The organism is Bradyrhizobium sp. Ash2021 (assembly GCF_031202265.1).
Taxonomy (GTDB): domain Bacteria; phylum Pseudomonadota; class Alphaproteobacteria; order Rhizobiales; family Xanthobacteraceae; genus Bradyrhizobium.
In genome coordinates, this window is record NZ_CP100604.1 from 491,072 (window position 1) to 507,704 (window position 16,633).

The 16,633-nt window shown below is 61.3% G+C and carries 17 protein-coding genes and 4 pseudogenes; 14 read left to right on the top strand and 7 right to left on the bottom strand.

Annotated elements, in window-relative coordinates; all coding sequences use genetic code 11:
• Positions 1 to 51 precede the first annotated feature (51 nt).
• Positions 52 to 1,337 (bottom strand): annotated as a pseudogene (locus NL528_RS02450) (HlyD family secretion protein).
• A 98-nt stretch (positions 1,338 to 1,435) separates the two neighbouring features.
• Here NL528_RS02450 and NL528_RS02455 point away from each other — a divergent pair.
• The 5 genes from NL528_RS02455 (at position 1,436) to NL528_RS02475 (ending at position 5,662) form a co-directional block, all read left to right on the top strand.
• Complete coding sequence (locus NL528_RS02455; protein ID WP_309181148.1) at positions 1,436 to 2,086, top strand: TetR/AcrR family transcriptional regulator; 651 nt, start codon at positions 1,436 to 1,438, stop codon at positions 2,084 to 2,086.
• A gap of 108 nt (positions 2,087 to 2,194) precedes the next feature.
• A complete protein-coding gene (locus NL528_RS02460; protein WP_309181149.1) occupies positions 2,195 to 2,755 on the top strand; it encodes a gluconate 2-dehydrogenase subunit 3 family protein in 561 nt (186 codons plus the stop codon).
• A 1-nt stretch (position 2,756) separates the two neighbouring features.
• Complete coding sequence (locus NL528_RS02465; RefSeq protein ID WP_309181150.1) at positions 2,757 to 4,325, top strand: GMC family oxidoreductase; 1,569 nt, start codon at positions 2,757 to 2,759, stop codon at positions 4,323 to 4,325.
• A 62-nt stretch (positions 4,326 to 4,387) separates the two neighbouring features.
• On the top strand, positions 4,388 to 5,392 hold the full coding sequence (locus NL528_RS02470; protein ID WP_309181151.1) for a glycoside hydrolase family 3 N-terminal domain-containing protein: 1,005 nt from the start codon (positions 4,388 to 4,390) through the stop codon (positions 5,390 to 5,392).
• Positions 5,393 to 5,455: 63 nt separating this feature from the next.
• Entirely contained in the window at positions 5,456 to 5,662 is a 207-nt protein-coding gene (locus NL528_RS02475) for a hypothetical protein (RefSeq protein WP_074271834.1), read from the top strand.
• Here NL528_RS02475 and NL528_RS46895 read toward each other — a convergent pair.
• Positions 5,646 to 6,002, bottom strand: a pseudogene (locus NL528_RS46895) (hypothetical protein). The gene NL528_RS02475 and the pseudogene NL528_RS46895 sit on opposite strands and share 17 nt — an antisense overlap.
• Before the next feature lie 450 nt (positions 6,003 to 6,452).
• Between NL528_RS46895 and NL528_RS02485 the strand changes: the two are divergent.
• Complete coding sequence (locus tag NL528_RS02485) at positions 6,453 to 7,073, top strand: LuxR C-terminal-related transcriptional regulator (RefSeq protein ID WP_309181153.1); 621 nt, start codon at positions 6,453 to 6,455, stop codon at positions 7,071 to 7,073.
• Between the two features lie 105 nt (positions 7,074 to 7,178).
• On the opposite strand, the gene NL528_RS02490 is transcribed toward NL528_RS02485, so the two are convergent.
• The 4 genes from NL528_RS02490 to NL528_RS46900 form a co-directional block, all read right to left on the bottom strand.
• Entirely contained in the window at positions 7,179 to 7,424 is a 246-nt protein-coding gene (locus NL528_RS02490; protein ID WP_309181154.1) for a hypothetical protein, read from the bottom strand.
• Between the two features lie 138 nt (positions 7,425 to 7,562).
• The gene (locus NL528_RS02495) at positions 7,563 to 7,955 is read right to left on the bottom strand and encodes a response regulator (protein WP_309181155.1); all 393 of its coding nucleotides are present in this window, start codon (positions 7,953 to 7,955) and stop codon (positions 7,563 to 7,565) included.
• A 297-nt stretch (positions 7,956 to 8,252) separates the two neighbouring features.
• Positions 8,253 to 8,972 (bottom strand): Crp/Fnr family transcriptional regulator, encoded by a 720-nt coding sequence (locus tag NL528_RS02500; RefSeq protein WP_309181156.1) that lies wholly within the window; start codon positions 8,970 to 8,972, stop codon positions 8,253 to 8,255.
• Between the two features lie 214 nt (positions 8,973 to 9,186).
• The gene (locus tag NL528_RS46900; protein ID WP_375143977.1) at positions 9,187 to 9,369 is read right to left on the bottom strand and encodes a hypothetical protein; all 183 of its coding nucleotides are present in this window, start codon (positions 9,367 to 9,369) and stop codon (positions 9,187 to 9,189) included.
• A gap of 433 nt (positions 9,370 to 9,802) precedes the next feature.
• Between NL528_RS46900 and NL528_RS02510 the strand changes: the two are divergent.
• From NL528_RS02510 to NL528_RS02540, 7 genes and pseudogenes are all read left to right on the top strand, one after another.
• Positions 9,803 to 10,123, top strand: a pseudogene (locus tag NL528_RS02510) (response regulator); the annotation flags it as partial.
• A gap of 237 nt (positions 10,124 to 10,360) precedes the next feature.
• Entirely contained in the window at positions 10,361 to 11,614 is a 1,254-nt protein-coding gene (locus tag NL528_RS02515) for a flagellin (protein WP_309185326.1), read from the top strand.
• A gap of 211 nt (positions 11,615 to 11,825) precedes the next feature.
• On the top strand, positions 11,826 to 13,046 hold the full coding sequence (locus NL528_RS02520; RefSeq protein WP_309181158.1) for a flagellin: 1,221 nt from the start codon (positions 11,826 to 11,828) through the stop codon (positions 13,044 to 13,046).
• A gap of 440 nt (positions 13,047 to 13,486) precedes the next feature.
• Positions 13,487 to 13,672 (top strand): annotated as a pseudogene (locus tag NL528_RS02525) (chemotaxis protein CheW); the annotation flags it as partial.
• Positions 13,673 to 13,714: 42 nt separating this feature from the next.
• Positions 13,715 to 14,104, top strand: a complete 390-nt coding sequence (locus tag NL528_RS02530) for a response regulator (RefSeq protein ID WP_309181159.1) — start codon at positions 13,715 to 13,717, stop codon at positions 14,102 to 14,104.
• A gap of 33 nt (positions 14,105 to 14,137) precedes the next feature.
• Positions 14,138 to 15,010 (top strand): protein-glutamate O-methyltransferase CheR, encoded by an 873-nt coding sequence (locus NL528_RS02535; protein ID WP_309181160.1) that lies wholly within the window; start codon positions 14,138 to 14,140, stop codon positions 15,008 to 15,010.
• A gap of 3 nt (positions 15,011 to 15,013) precedes the next feature.
• The gene (locus NL528_RS02540) at positions 15,014 to 15,334 is read left to right on the top strand and encodes a PilZ domain-containing protein (protein ID WP_309181161.1); all 321 of its coding nucleotides are present in this window, start codon (positions 15,014 to 15,016) and stop codon (positions 15,332 to 15,334) included.
• 160 nt (positions 15,335 to 15,494) lie between these two features.
• Here NL528_RS02540 and NL528_RS02545 read toward each other — a convergent pair whose 3' ends face one another.
• Complete coding sequence (locus tag NL528_RS02545) at positions 15,495 to 15,839, bottom strand: hypothetical protein (RefSeq protein WP_309181162.1); 345 nt, start codon at positions 15,837 to 15,839, stop codon at positions 15,495 to 15,497.
• A 154-nt stretch (positions 15,840 to 15,993) separates the two neighbouring features.
• Between NL528_RS02545 and NL528_RS02550 the strand changes: the two genes are divergently transcribed.
• Positions 15,994 to 16,629 carry a response regulator gene (locus NL528_RS02550; protein ID WP_309181163.1) on the top strand — a complete coding sequence of 212 codons (636 nt, stop codon included), beginning with the start codon at positions 15,994 to 15,996 and terminating at the stop codon, positions 16,627 to 16,629.
• The last annotated feature ends 4 nt before the right edge of the window (positions 16,630 to 16,633 follow it).

Below are 16,633 nucleotides of genomic sequence, written 5' to 3' on the forward strand. Positions count from 1 at the left end.
GCGAACACCGCGATCCAGGTGGTGAGGCTGGCGCGATCGACGGCTGTCGAACTAGATCCGGCCGGCGAGGTTGGAAGCGGTGATATCGAAGCTGACGGGACTGGATTTGACATGGCATGACACTCCGGAAACCGTGGCTGATATTTTCGATGCGGCGACCGCAGCGCGGCGGCTCTGCGTTTGCGATTGGGTTTCGATGGTCGGGATCACCGACATGCCCGGCCGCAGCTCGACCAGCGAATTGCTGCCGTCGAGCGCGATCTTCACCGGGATGCGTTGCACGACCTTCGTGAAATTGCCGGTGGCGTTGTCCGGCGGCAGCAGCGCGAATTCCTGTCCGCTGGCGGGAGCAATGCTGTCGACATGGCCATGCACGGTCTGGCCGGGGAACATGTCGACGGCGATATCGACCGCCTGACCCTGACGGACGTCGGTGAGCTGCGTCTCCTTGAAGTTGGCGACGACGTAAGCGCCGGTGGCGGGGACCAACGACATCAGTTGGGTGCCGGCCTGCACGAATTGTCCGGTGCGCAGCGAGCGGTTGCCGACCACGCCATCGATCGGCGCGACGATCGTGGTGTAACCGAGATTGAGTTCGGCCTGGCTCTGCACCGCCTCCGCGTGCGCAAGCGCTGCCTTTGCTTGAACCAACTCGGCCTTGAGCAGATCAACCTGTTTCAGCGCAGAGGCAAGGCTGGCGGTGTCGCGCGCGATCGCGGCCTGGGCACCGGCGTTGCGCGATTGCGCCTGCTGCGCGTTTTGCACGCTGCCGTAACCGGTGCTGGCAAGATCCGTGTAGCGCTTGTTCTCCTGGCAGCGAAAGTCGACGTCGCTTTGTCGACCTCAATGGTCGCCTTGGCGGCGTCGATTACAGCTTGTTGAACGCCGAGCTGGGCCTGTTTGCTGGCGATCGTGGCATCGGCCGACGCTACGTCGGCCTTGGCCTGATCGAGCGCGACCGTGAAGTCGCGGTCGTCGATCCGTGCCAATATCTGGCCCGCGGTGACGTGCTCGTTGTCACCGACCAGCACCTGGTGGAGGTAGCCTGAAACCTTCGGCGCGATGGTGGTGTTGTCCGCTTTGACATAGGCGTCGTCGGTCGAAACCAGATACTGCCCGACCGTCCAATAGTCCCAGCCGTACCAGGCGGCGCCAGCCAGCACAGCGGCCGCCGCGCTGGCCATCAACAGCTTGCGAAAATTGAACTTTTTTGCGTGAGCCGGGGCGGGAACCGGTGCTTCGGCGCCCTCCTTTTCAAGGAGGCCCGGCAAGCCCCGCGCCACGCTTTCGGCGGGGACGGGACGCTCGATCTCGAAAGTGGGGGAGTGCTGGTTCATGGCGCTTGCTCCTGCAGTCCGATTTAGGAAACTTGATATTTTCCAAAATAGAGCTTACCTTGGGACTGTCAATAGAATGACAGGCATCATATAAAAGCATGGCTGAGATCGACACCAACGGGGAACGCCGCTGCCGGGGCCGTCCGCAGGTCCGCTCCGACGACGAGACGCGCCAGATCATCTTCGAGGCGGCGCGGCACGAATTCGCCGGCAACGGCTATGCCGCGACCAGCATGGACACGGTCGCGCGCCGCGCCGGGGTATCGACGAAAACGCTGTATCGGCTGCTCCCGAACAAGGCGGCACTATTCGAAGCCATGGTCGCCGATCGGCTCGATCACTTTCTCGCCGACGTCAATCTGCGCGCCGTCGATCATGCCGATATCGAGGAGGCGCTCTATGCCGCACTGATGGCTTGCGCCAATCTGGCGCTCGATCCGGAAGTCGTCGCGCTTCAGCGCATGGTGCTGCAGGAGACCGGCAAGTTTCCCGACATCGCGCCAACGTTTTACCGGAACGGCCCCCAGCGCACGCTCACTGCGCTGGCGGACTGGCTGCGGGTGCAGCAGAACCGCGGGCTGATTGCTCTCGACGATGTCGACGAGGCCGCCGGCATGCTGCTCGGCATGGCGACTTCGGCACCGCAACGCGCTGCGATCTTCGGCGGTCAGCCGCTGCCGCCGCGTTCGCAGACCGAAGCAAGGCTGCGTCGTTGCGCAAAACTGTTTTTGCGGGGCTGCCGGGTATGATGGTTTCGCCATCGATCGCTTGACTCCGGGCTGAAGCCGTCCAGTATTGACGCGAAGGTTTTGCAACCTTTGCGAAAAACAAAAAGATCACTCCGGGAGGAGATGGCGATGGCAGGCATTGGCCGGCGCGGCTTCGTGAAAGGCGCGACCGTGGGCGCGCTAGCATTTGCGGTCGGTGGCGTCGAAATCATCATGACGGCCCAGGAGGCAAGGGCCCGCGGCGTTCCGTTCCGGCTGCTCGACGGTCATCAAGGCGAAGCCCTGGAAGCGCTCGGCGAGACGCTGGTGCCTTCCGCCCGCGAGGCCGGCATTGCCCACTTCATCGATCAGCAACTCTCGGTGCCGCCAACCGAATCGCTGCTGCAGGCGCGCATCTTCAATTTCCGTCCGCCGTTTGCGGATTTCTATCGCTCCGCGATCGTGGCGGTCGATGCCGGCAGCAACAAGATGTTCGGGCGTGACTTCGTGCTGCTTTCGACGGCCGATCAGCGCGCCTTCGTCGATCTGATGCGCCAGAACAAGGTCGAAGGCTGGACCGGGCGGCCGGGCGCGCTGGTCTACGCCGTGCTGCGCGCCGACGCGGTCGACGTCGTCTACGGAACGATGGAAGGCTACGAAGCGCTCGGCATTCCCTATATGCCGCATATTCCACCCGAGAAGAGGTGGTGAGATGAGCAACGAAAAAGTCGACGTCCTCATCGTTGGCGCCGGCGCGTCCGGCTCGGTCTATGCATCGGTGCTGGCCAAAGCGGGCAAGAAAGTCGTGCTGCTGGAATCCGGTCCGGACTGGGAGCTCTCGGATCTCATCAGTTCCGAGATTTGGGGGCGGCGTATCAAGCCTGCCGGCGCACCCATCCTTCTCGAAGGCAAGAACCCGATGACCTACGCCGCCCAGGGCGGCTGGGGCGTCGGTGGCGCGGCCTTGCACTATTTCGCGAACTTTCCGCGTCTGCTGCCGACCGATTTCAGGGTCAAGAGCGAGCACAACCGGGCCCACGACTGGCCGATCGCCTACGAAGACGTCGCGCCGTTCTACGACAAGGTCGCGCGCGACACCGGCGTCTCCGGCGATGCCAGCGCGGAAGAGAAATGGCGGCCGGCCGGCGAGGCCTATCCGATGCCGCCGATGAAGACGTTCAGGAACGGCGACATCTGGCTGAAGGGTTTTGACGCGGCCGGCATCCGCATGGTGCCGGCGCCGGTCGGAATGAATTCGGTGGAGTATCATGGGCGGCCCGCGTGCCTTTATGACGGCTGGTGTCACGTCGGCTGTCCGATCGGCGCGCTGGCCAATCCGCAAATCACCTATCTCGGCAATGCGCGCAGCGCCGGCGCCGAAGTTCGCGCGCTTTCCACGGTGACGCGTATATTGACCAACCCGGCCGGCACCCGCGTCACCGGCGTCGAATATTACGACGACAAGCACGGCAAGCAGGTTCAGGAAGCGAACGTCGTCGTGCTGGCGGCCTGGTCGGCGCAAAATCCGCGGCTGCTGCTCAATTCCGCAACCGACAAGCACAGCAAAGGACTCGGCAATTCAAGCGGCCTGGTCGGCAAGTTCATGATGTCGCATCACGTCGCCTCGACCTGGGGCATGTTCGACGAAGACACCCAGAACCACATGGGCACGATTGCCGTGCAGTACATGTCCTACGAGCATTACCCCAAGACCAGCCATCCCGGCGCGTTCGGAAGCTCCTTCATCACCGCCGGTTTCGCGTTGAAGACCACCGATCTGGCGGTTTCCCGCGCCGATCTGTTCGGGCCCGAACTCGCCGATTACATGAAGCAGGCGGCGCGCCATCTGGCGGGAATCAAGACCTTCGGCGAGGAACAGCCGAGGATGGAAAATCGCGTCGAGCTGACAGGCGAAAAAGACGAATTCGGCATGCCGCTTGGAAAGCTGTTCCACAGCTACGACGAGGACGCGGTCGCGCTTTGGAACGCCAACCTCGAAGAGGGATTGAAAGTGGCCAAGGCGTCCGGCGCCAGGGAGGCGTGGTCGGCGCGGGGCGCGATCCCGACCAGTCATCTGATGGGCGGCACCATCATGGGGACGCGGGCCGACAACTCCGTGGTCAACAGTTTTGGCCAAAGCCATGAAATCCCGAATCTCTGGATCGCGGGACCGAGCATTTTCCCGACCGCGGGCGCCTCGAATCCGACGTTCACGATATTTGCGTTGTCGCAGCGCGGCGCCGAGCACATGGCGTCGCAATGGAGCACGCTGACCAACTAGCGCGATCGGGTTTGATAGATCTCCGCCCGGCGACATCAGGGCATTCCATTGCTGAGCAGCAGATGCCCATCGGCGAACTCTTCATCCTCGGCTTCTTCGGCAAGGTGATCCCGGAATGGCTGAAGCAATTTGCCGCCCGCTACGGACTCGGCGGCGTCATCCTGTTCGATTACTCCTGCCAGACCCGGCAATACGACAACAACATCGAATCGCCCGAACAGCTGCGCGGTCTGTGCGAGCAGATCTCGCGGCTGCCTTCCGGTCCGATGGTGTTCATCGACCAGGAGGGCGGATTGGTGCGGCGGCTCAAGGAGGGCCTTGGATTCAAGCCGCTTCCCAGTGCCAGGGAATTCAATCGTCTCGCCGCGGCCGAAAAGCGCAAAACGCTGGCCGCCAGCTTTGCCGAGATGCGGCAACTCGGCATCCACTATGATTTCGCGCCGGTGATCGATGTCGATTACAATCCGGACAATCCCAACATCGGCAAGATCAAGCGCGCCTTCTCCGCCGACATTGGCGAAGTCGAAGCCAATGCGTTGCTGATGAGCGAAATCGCCCGCGAGGCCGGCATCGGCCTCTGCCTCAAGCATTTTCCCGGCATCGGCGGCGCGGTGGTGGATTCGCATCAGGAGTTCATGGACATTTCGGACGCGATGCGCCCCGAACAGGAAGCGCTGTTCTACTCGCTGGCGCCGAAAATGTTCGGCGACGCGGTTCTGGTCAGCCACGCCATCGTCCGGCAATGGGACCCCAACCATCCGATGACGCTGTCGCCGGCGGGCCTCGGTCGTTTGCGCCAGCGGCTGCCCGATACGCTGCTGATCACCGACGACATGCAGATGGAGGGATTGCAGAAGGCGCTTGGAACCCGGGAGGCCAGCCTGCGATCGCTGAGAGCCGGCATGGACATGCTGTGCATCGGCAACAATCTGCTCGACCAGGAGCAGGAAATGGCCGGGGTCGCGGCGTACATTCAACAGTCGCTGCACGATGGAACCTGGGGTGTTTCGGCCGCAGAAGCGTCGATCGAGCGGGTGCGGAAACGAAAGGCGCTTCTAATTGCTTAAGCGCGGCTGTTGCCTTACGAGGCCATTGAGACTAAAAGCCTTTTTTCAACCGGAAGACAGACGATGGCCCACAACTTCGCGATCAATGACGACGTTCATCACCAGTTGCAGGGGCCGCAGGGCCGCGCGACGGTCAAGGAGCGGAGCGTCTACACCATTGTCACCTGTCTGCCGATCGAGGCGGATGGTCGCCCGCGCTACCGCATCAAGAGCAAGACCGAGAACGTCGAGCGCGTCGTGACCGAGGAGCAGATCAGCCGGCTCGGCTGATCCGCCGCCATTGCCATTCCGACGGTTCGGCGCCTGCCTGTTGCGCCTTGTCGTGCGCTGCGATGCCAACCGCGCTGCAATCATAGGTCGGATAGAACTCGGTGCGATAGGCGCCGCAGGCCATGTTTTCGAACAGGCGGTTGACCTCGCGAAGCCGCGACGCCCGCGGCCGCAGCGTCACCATCTGACCGATCCCCATCATCACGGCCGGCATCGAAGTAGTCAGCTGGTATGCGCGACTGGTCGTGGTTCAAAACACGGTGAGCATCACCGCGTCGTCGGCCGCGGGCGCGGCGTTTTCCGCAGGCGCTGCCGCCGTTTGTGCCATGGGCGCGATCAATCCCGTGGCAACGCCCGACGCTTCTGCAGCGAATGTGAAGCAGGTCACAGGCGAGCGCCGGCTTCGGCGCTAATCACGGCGTGCGGGGCCATCTCGGGATCGAGGATGGGACTGATGAACACGCGCCGGCTGGCATATTGGTGGTTCAGGTTTGTCACTTCGGGTCGATTCCTCGAAAAATTTCTGACGCTGCGGCGCTCCTGACCCGTCGCGGCCATTAAGAAAGCAAATGAAGTCGCCCGTGAAATCGTGAGCCGACCGGCCTCGATCTGCGCATTTCTGCGATCCGTAAAACTACGGGGGTTTTGGCCCGCCGCCCGTCGCATTTCGCAAATTTGCTGCTGATTTCCGGAAATTCCTGCCCCGCGACCGGGTGGCCGTGGTCCCCCCGTATTCTTACCGTCTGAAAAATTAATCCCTGAACCAGCCCGGAACCGATAAAAACCTTATATGTCTCAGCAAGAACATCGCGCCGGTGATTCGCACTTTTCGAAGTGGATGGAAAACAGCACGTCTCTCGAAGACAACCTTGAAATCGTGCAGCTGTCCCTTGCTCGCGCCCGGGCGATGGAGGAGGCCGGAGCTGCAATCGCGCGTCAGCTCAACGGCCCGTTGACGGCGTTGCTGCTCTACATGAACGAGATCAAGCAGCACAGCGAACAGCTTTCGCAAGCATCGGGCAATCGCACTTACCTGCAGCAGGTGGTAGAGAACGCGTTTCAACAAACCGAACGCGTCTGCGCCATGCTGAAGCAGATTTCGGATAGTCATCCTCAAGCAAGCCCTGATTCCGATCGCAAACAGGGAACGGAAGGTCAAGCTGACTGCGCCAAGGATGGTGGTCGGGCGCCGGGCGTGGTGATTTCGTCGGAATCCGGCCGCAAGCCGCTGACCAAGCGCGAGCGCGAGGTGCTCAGCCTGATCAGCGAAGGATGTTCCAACAAGCAAGGCGCCTCGCGGATGAATATCAGCCCGAGGACTTTCGAAAGCCATCGCGCCGAAGCCATGCGCAAGCTTGGCGCCCGCAACACCGCGGATCTTGTCCGCAAGGCGCTGTTGCAGCCGGCCTGAGATCTCTTTCAGCAATTTTTCCCGGGCGCCGATACTTCGCAGGCGAACGCCGCGCCGTCAGGCTTTGTCGGTGGAAGCGCCGGCGATGGCCGACAACTCTGCAGCTCAGAAATAATCTTCCGCGAATGCGCGCACGCGAGGCGCGGGCCGCAGGGCGATGCCGGGCTTCGGCTCTTCCGGGATGATCGTGATAACCCACGCAGCCGGAATGCTCGACTTGCTTTCCACGATCGATCGCACATGTCCGGTGATCGCCGCGTCGGCTGACCGGAAGGTTGCGGTCCTGCCGTTGAATTGGGCGATGCGGAATCGCCGCACCACTTTCTGATCGCTCGTTTCAAACGTGAACATGGGACCACTCCTTCGTCCACGCAACTATCACCATTCAACATTATCGGTCGATGAAAATCGTCAACCGTAGTAGTACGGCCGGCGTCCCGGTTCTGCTTCAATCGGAGCCAGCTCCCGCGCTCTTTGCCCTGGTGAGTATTACTCGGCCGATCCGGGAAACACGGCTTCCATCTTGGCCTTCAGCGTCGCCGCATTGAACGGCTTGACGATATAATTGTTTACGCCGGCTTTCTTCGCGGCGATGACGTTTTCGGTCTTCGATTCCGCCGTGATCATGATGAAAGGCGTTTGCGAGAATTCGGGGCTCGCACGGACTTCCTTGAGCAGGTCGTAGCCGGTCATCGGCTCCATGTTCCAGTCGGAGATCACCAGGCCGTATCGCTTGCCCTGCAGCTTGGCGAGCGCCGCCGAGCCGTCGCTGGCATCGTCGACGTTCTCGAATCCGAGCTGCTTGAGAAGATTGCGGATGATGCGGATCATGGTGCTGTAGTCATCGACCACCAGGATCGGCATCGACAAATCAAAAGCCATGTATCAACTCCGCGCGATTCGCAAATTGCCGAACCCGGGTGATCGCGCGTAGCATACGAAAGTCTCCGCTGCTGTTCTCGAACCCACACCCGTCAGCAATGCGACAATTATCAGGGGTCATTGAACAGCGCGTTAACTCCGGGCTGAATAAACCCTGCGCAGTGTCGCGATTGGCCGTAACTATACGGGGAGATTTTCGTGGCGTGAATGACGAATTTCCGCAATCACCGCGCGCGTTGCCGCCCGATGCCTACGAATACTACCGCGATAGAGCGGTCACCCGGTCCCGGCAAGCGATCAGGCGGCCGTGCAATGCATCTGAGGGTGAAGCAGCCTGTTGTACTGGGCCTTGACCGTCGCGTAGCATTCGCAAGAGGTCTTGATGAGACCATCCAGATTGGTGATCTCGATATGCCCGCGGCTGTAGTGAATGAAATTCGCCTGCTGCAGCGTGTTGGCCACCAGCGATACGCTGTTGCGGCGCGCGCCGATCATCTGCGCCATCGATTCCTGGGTCAGCACGAGCTTGTCGCTGCCGGATAGATCACGCGTCTGCAACAGACACCGTGCCAGCCGTGACTCCACCGTATGCGAGGCGTTGCAGCCGGCGGTTTGCTGGATCTGCGCGTAGACCGCCAGTCCATGCCGCGCCAGCGTGGTGCGGAACGTCGGGCTCTGGTCGGCGGCCGCCCGAAGCTGATCGATGTCGATCGTCGAAGCCATGCCGGGTACCAGCACCACCGCGCTGTTCAGTGCAACGGCATCGCCGAGCGCGGAGAACGATCCGAAGATGCTGTCGCGGCCGACCATCGCAATCTGCACGTTTTCGCCTCGCGCCAGCTTGACGACGAGCGAGATCACGCCGCGATGCGGCAGATACGCGCGCTTGAGTAGTTCGTCGACTTCGACGAGCACCAGTTCCTGGGGCAGTTCGACGGTGCGCAGATGAGGGCGGACCAATTCAAAATCGTCCGCGGTCAGCGAGGACAGGAAGCCATTCGGTGAACGAGGAGCCATATCCAAAGCAGTCTCCTGCTCTTATGGGCAAAGCCGGCCTCTGGGCGCCTGGCACTTGAAACGCACTATCCGAATTGCAGGATGATTGTGGCACGGGTTTTTGGCAAGAAAAATTGACAAATGGACGCATTCGATCAGCATCTTGTGTCCGACGCTTGCCGAAGTGCGAGGATTCGATGGTCGATGACCATTGATTGCGCGAAGCCGCGGGGCGTCAGGCTCTCGCCGGCAGCAACCGGTCGCATTGCCGCTGGACTGCCCAGTAACATTCGCAAGAGGTTTTCCGCAAACCACCGATATCGGTAATTTCGATTTGGCCGCCGCTGTAGTTGACGATGCCCGCCTGCCGAAACGCATGCGCCACGATCGAAACCGCGTTACGCCGCGCGCCGATCATTTGCGCCAGGAACTCCGGGCTCAGCGGCAATGCTTCGCTGTCGCACAAATCGCTCGCGCGCAACCGCAGGCGCGACAAGCGCGCTTCGACCGAATGTGAGGCATTGCATGCCGCGGATTGCTGGGCGTGCGCGGACAGGGCCAATCGCATTGGTCAATGATACTCCCCTATCGAGGGCTGCGGAGACGCCGACGACGCTGTCGCGGCCGACCATCGCAACCTCCACCGCCCGCCCTTGCGAAGGGCTGACCGTCATCGCGACGGCGCCGCTGTGGGGCAGGTAGACCTGTTGTACCGGTGCGCCGGCTTCGACCAGAACGGCTTCGTTGGTCAGCTCGACGGTTTCGAGACGCGGATGCAATGACAGGAATTCCGCCATAGGCAGAACCTGCAACAGGCGATTAGGAAGGCGCGATATCGCTGGCATTTTTTCGGCGGCGAAGCCGGACTTCGCGCGCTCGAGCACAGCATCTTCGACCTGATGATTGTCGACATTTTCATGCCGCACATGCGCGGCTTCGAGTCGATCAGGATATTCCACGAACGCGCGCCGAGAATTCCGCTGGTTGCGATGTCGGGATACGCCTTTGCAAACCTCGACGCGCCGGCTCCGGACTTCCTGCGAATGGCTCCCGAGCTCGGCGCGATGCAATGCCTGCGCAAACCGTTCACGCCGGTCGCATTGCTGACGGTGGTCAACGAATGCCTTGCCGAAGGCCGATTGCGTTACGCAGACGCCATGTCGTCGAGATAGCGACCCCGGATACGGCAAGATTCGTTGATGAGCCCGGCGTATGTTTGGCCGCAGACGCCGGTAAGACTCTGTTCACCATAACCACATCGATTGGCCGTTTGCGGACAGATTATCGCGTTCGAGCATTTTTACGGGGCACCAAGTTAACGAACGGGTAGCGAGTGAGGAAGCAGGGTGGCACGTCGCCCGAATGTGGCGGCGTTGCGTCAGTTGTGTTCATCCAGAAGGGTAATCCAAATGTCAGGTATTGTTCTCTCCGCGTCGGTTCGTCAGAACCTCCTCTCGCTGCAAGACACCGCCGCGCTCTTGTCCACCACCCAGAATCGTCTGGCCACCGGTAACAAGGTCAATTCGGCTCTCGACAATCCCACCAACTTCTTCACCGCGCAGGGCCTCAACAACCGCGCGAGCGACATCAACAACCTGCTCGACAGCATCGGTAACGGCGTGCAGGTGCTGCAGGCCGCCAACACCGGCATCACCTCGCTGCAGAAGCTGGTCGATACCGCCAAGTCGATCGCCAACCAGGTGCTGCAGGCGCCCACCGGCTATTCGATCAAGGCTTCCGCGACCAGCGCGGCACCGACGGGCGCCGGCCCGCTGTCCGCTGTCGGAACGGCCAACGATCTGGTCAACATCGGCAGCGGCACCGCCAACTCGCTGAAGGGCGAGACCTTCGTCTTTACGCCTGCCACCGGTGCCGCGACCACCATCACGGTCACCGACACGGTTGCTGCCGGTAACGTCAACTCGATCGACTCCTTCAATGCTGCGCTGACGTCCGCCGGCCTTGGATTGACGGCGTCATTGGCCAGCAACGGTTCCATCACGCTCACCTCCACCAACGACAATGCAAGCCAGACGCTGACAACGGGAACAACCGCCGTCGCGAACAACATTGCGATCAGCGGCACCTCTACGGCGGCCCTTGTCACTCCGACCGGCGGCTCCGCGGGCAAGCCAGTCGCCGATGCGGCTTCGCAGGCCATCCGCGCCAGCCTGGTGGGTCAGTACAACAACATCATCACGCAGATCTCGACGACGTCGCACGACTCCTCGTTCAACGGCATCAACCTGCTCAGTGGTGACAACCTCAAGCTGACCTTCGACGAAACCGGCAAGTCCACGCTGAACATCACCGGGGTCACCTTCGACGCGCCCGGCCTCGGCCTTGGTTCGCTGACCTCGGGCACGGACTTCCTGGACAACAACTCGGCCAACGCGGCGCTCACCAAGCTCAGCGCGGCCAGCACCACGCTCCGCACCGAAGCGTCGGCCTTGGGTTCGAACCTGTCTGTCGTGCAGTTGCGTCAGGACTTCAACAAGAGCCTGATCAACGTGTTGCAGACCGGCGCGTCCAACCTGACGCTGGCCGATTCCAACGAGGAAGCGGCCAACAGCCAGGCGCTGTCGACCCGCCAGTCGATCGCGACGTCCGCGCTCGCGCTGGCCAACACCTCGCAGCAGAGCGTGCTGCAGCTGCTGCGCTGATCTTTCGAAAGAGACTATCAAGCAAGGCGGCGGGGGAAACCCCGCCGCTTTTTCGTTGTGGGGCCGCGATCAGGCGGAGCCCCTGGTGGCAAACATTGCGCGCAAGCCTCGGGTAAGAACGCGTTAACCAAACAACTTAAGCCGGCATTAACCTTAATTTAAAGGAAACCGAGTAGTACTGGGGAGGTAAAATTACGGAAGGGTCAGTGATATGTCCGGTATTGTTCTTTCGGCGGCAGTTCGCCAGAACCTGCTCTCGTTGCAGTCTACCGCGGAGCTTCTCTCCACCACCCAGAACCGTCTGGCTAGCGGCAAGAAGGTCAACACCGCGCTCGACAATCCGACCAACTTCTTCACCGCGCAGGGTCTCGACAACCGCGCCAGCGACATCAACAACCTGCTCGACAGCATCGGCAACGGCGTGCAGGTGCTGCAAGCGGCCAACACCGGTCTCACTTCGCTACAGAAGCTGGTCGATACCGCCAAGTCGATCGCCAACCAGGTCCTGCAGACCACCACCGGCTACTCGGTGAAGTCTTCGGCGACGAGCCTGGCGCCGGCCGTTGTTGGTACTGCCGCAGACTTGACCGTTGGCGGTACGAACTCGCTCAACGCCAAGACCTTCATATTTACGCCGGCCAGTGGCGCCGCCACCACGATCACGCTCGGCACCGGCGCCGGCAACGTCAACTCAATCAATGCTTTCAATGCTGCGTTGTCCACCGCCGGCCTTGGATTGACGGCATCATTCGCCAGCGACGGCTCCATCACGCTCACGTCCACCAACGACCATGCAAGCCAGACGCTGACAACGGGCGCAGTCGCAGCCGCGAACAACATTGCGATCAGCGGCAGCGATACGGCGACCCCTGTCACTCCGACCGGTGGCGCCCCGGGCCAGCCACTCGCCGATGCGAACTCGCAGGTTACGCGTGCCAACCTGGTGAGCCAGTACAACAACATCATCGCGCAGATCACGACGACGTCGCAGGATGCTTCGTTCAACGGCATCAACCTGCTGTTCGGCGACGACCTGAAGCTGACCTTCAACGAAACCGGCAAGTCCACGCTCTCCATCCCCGGCGTCACCTACGATGCGGCCGGCCTCGGCCTTGCTCCGCTGACCGCGGGCACCGATTTCCTGGACAACAGCTCGGCCAACGCGGTGATTGCCAAGGTGAGCGCTGCTTCAGACCAGTTGCGGTCGGAAGCCTCGGCGCTCGGTTCTAACCTGTCGATCGTGCAGATCCGCCAGGACTTTGCCAAAAACCTGATCAACGTGCTGCAGACCGGCTCGTCTAACCTGACGCTGGCCGACTCCAACGAGGAAGCGGCCAACAGCCAGGCGCTGTCCACCCGGCAGTCGATTGCGGTGTCCGCGCTGGCGCTGTCCAACCAGTCGCAGCAGAGCGTGCTGCAGCTGCTGCACTGAGCCCGGCTTCGAAGGCAACGATCCAGGCGGCGGGGAAAACCCCGCCGCCACGCTCGATTCCAAATCCCTGAACACCGGATGGCGGCTTGCGTGCCGCGCATCTGCACGAACGACGTTGCCAAGGCGTCGTGAACGGTCGCGCTCGCGCGCGCCTGTCTGAAAGTGACCTTCTGCAATCATCATCCTGTATCGGGCCGCGAGGCGAGCGGGCGTGTTCGTTCTCCGTATTAGCACGGATAGCGAAATTAACGAGGTCGTGAAGCCCTGAAGGTATCCCTTGAGGGCGACCGTTACACGAATTTGGAAGGCGTGCTCAGATGGATGATCTTCTGCGGGAGTTCCTGACGGAAACCAACGAGAGCCTGGATGCGGTCGACAATCAGTTGGTGAAGTTCGAGCAGGACCCGAGCGACGCCAAGATTCCGGATAACATCTTCCGTCTGGCTCACCCCATCGGCGAGGTTCTCAAGTTGCCCGACGACAGCCGCGAGGAAAGCCCCGTCAACCTCGATCTCCGCATGGCCAAACTGGCCGGCGGTGTCCACAGACTGGACGGACAGCTCATGGTCGTCCTCGATGTCGATCACGTCCTCGAAATCGTGCCCAAGACCGCGCTCGCGGCATAACTCCGATTGGCATCCGCCGCTCGTCAAACAAGGAGCCTCGAAATGAAAACGTGCCTCGTTGTCGATGATTCCAGCATAGTGCGAAAAATCGCACGCCGTATCCTGGAAGGGCTCAATTTTCAGGTCATCGAAGCCGAAGACGGTGTGGACGCTCTGGTCGTCTGCAAACGTGCCATGCCGGAAGCGGTGCTGCTCGACTGGAACATGCCCGTAATGGACGGTTACGACTTCCTTAGTCATCTGCGCCGCATGCCCGGCGGCGATGTGCCCAAGGTGATATTCTGCACCACCGAGAACGGCATCGACCATATCACGCGCGCGATCGACGGAGGTGCCAACGAATACATCATGAAGCCATTCGACAGGGATATCATCGTTGCCAAATTCCAGGAAGTCGGCCTGATCGAATTGGCAGAACCGCCATCCGTCTAGAATCTTGTCCGCTTGCCCTTGAGAGGCCCCCCAGTGAACCCGCCCGACTACGAGTATCTGCGTAAGCTCCTGAAGGATAATTCCGGTCTCGACCTGTCCGCAGACAAGCAATATCTGATCGAAAGCCGCCTGCTTCCGCTGTCGCGCAAATGCGGGCTGCCCGGCATCAGCGAACTCGTGCAAAAAATGAAAGGCGGCTCGGCTTCCATCATCGCCCGGGTGGTCGAAGCCATGACCACCAACGAGACCTTCTTTTTTCGCGACAAGGTGCCGTTCGAGCATTTCCGCGATTCGATCATGCCCGAGATGCTGAAGGCAAGGGCGGCTCGCAAGAGCATCCGGGTCTGGTGCGCTGCCGGTTCGACCGGACAGGAGCCGTATTCGCTGGCCATGTGCCTGAAGGAAATGAGCGCGGCCACCGCCGGCTGGCGCATCGAGATCCTCGCTACCGACCTCTCCCAGGAGGTGCTCGAGAAATCCAAGGCAGGTATCTACAGCCAGTTCGAGGTTCAGCGCGGCCTGCCGATTCAAATGCTTGTCAAATATTTCAAGCAAAACGGAGAGCTCTGGCAGATCAACGCCGACATCCGCGCCATGGTTCAGCATCGGCAGCTGAATTTGCTGCACGACTTTTCCCAGCTCGGGGTTTTCGACGTCATCTTCTGCCGCAACGTTCTGATCTATTTCGATCAGGAGACCAAGATCAACATCTTCAACCGTCTCGCCAGGACAATGGAGCCGGACGGCTTCCTGGTGCTGGGTGCGGCGGAAACGGTCGTCGGTCTGACGGATGTGTTCAAGCCGTTTCCGGACAAGCGCGGTCTTTACCAGCCAAGCGGCGCCCGGCCGGCATCCGGGGCGGGCGCTTTGGCGATGCCAAAGATCGCAGCTATGGCGGGACGTTGAGGGATGACGGAGGAAAGCAAGGGAACGGAACGGGTCACCTTCAGCCGGGGTTATGACGTTTGCATCATGGCCATCGACGGAACCTGGCGCCGGGACTGTCAGCTCAACGCCATCTCGGACAACGACGCAACGCTGACCGTGGAAGGCTCGATCCAGGGCCTCAATCTCAAGGAGTTCTTTCTTCTGTTGTCGTCGACGGGCCTGGCCTATCGCCGATGCGAACTGGTCCGCGTCAATGGCACGGACATGGACATTCGGTTCCTCAGGGGCAAGAACGGCAAAAAGCCGCGCGCCGCGTCAAAAAAAGACGAGTTGACGGCCTGAGGCCATCGCGCGGCGCGCTTCCGACCCGGCTGTCGGCCAGTTCCGCGACCAGGCTGTCGGGCCGACGCGCCGTTATCGCCGTATGCAGCTTCGAATCACCTTGTGGCGGATCGACATTGTAAGTTCCTGCGGACGGCGCCGTCGGGGCGCCGTTATCCGCTTACGCACGGACCACCGAAAGCGCCGGCGGGCTTGCCGCGAACGCTTCCGCGACGTGCATCGATGTCCCGGAATCCAGCAGGAAATGAAGGGTCCTGCCAAGGCTTGCGTCGCAGGCTTTCAAAGCCGCGCTCGCCTGCGCGTAGCAAGGCGTCACGTCATCCAGCACGATGACGTTGGGGGCAGCGTCATGATTGCCGGGGGAGGTTTCGCTGGCGACCGCCAATGCGATCAGCTTCAGGCTCGCCTGGACATGCCCGAGCAGGGAGACAAGGTCCGACACGACCAAACGGTAGGCGCGATCGTCGGGCCGAATTTCGCTGCCGTCGCGTGCTGCGTTCTGCATAAGTGCACTCCTCACTCCACTTTTTAGGTGTGCGTTGCTACTTGTGCGTTAAGCCGTCGTCCCGTACAAATACGGGTGCGTTCTGATCCGGGTATCGCGTCTAGTATCCTGATTCAGGTGGGCGTCACGTTTCACCACTCATGGACGATGACATATGGCTGAAAAGCCCGACTCCCGCGGGGAGATTTTTGTAGTCGACGACGATCCCGCCGTTCGCGACACGCTTTCGATGGTGCTGTCGGCCGGCGGTTACGAGGTGATCTGCTTTGCGGACGGTGCCGCATTGCTCGCGGTGGCAAGGACACGGACGCCGTCCTGCATCCTGCTCGATGTCCATATCCCCGGAAAATCCGGCCTCGATATTCTGAAAGAGCTTCACGGCGAGGACTATCCCGCTCCGATCTTCATGATCTCCGGCCAGGGCGACATTACCATGGCGGTCAGCGCCATCAAGAACGGCGCGCTGGACTTCATTGAAAAGCCGTTCCGCGGCAGCGAGATCGTCACCCGGCTGAACGAGGCGATCGAGGCCTATGCCCGGCGGCACGCGCAGGACTCCGCGTCCCGGATCGCGTCGCTGCATTTTCCCGGACGTGAACCGCTGACGCGGCGGGAGCGTGAGGTGCTGGAACAGTTCACCGCCGGCGCTTCCAACAAGGAAGCCGGCCGCCAGCTCGGGATCAGCCCGCGCACGATCGAGGATCACCGCGCCAACATCATGAAAAAGCTGGGGGCGCGGAATGCCGCCGATCTGGTCCGGATCGTGATGACCAGCTCGCGCCAGGCTTGATCCC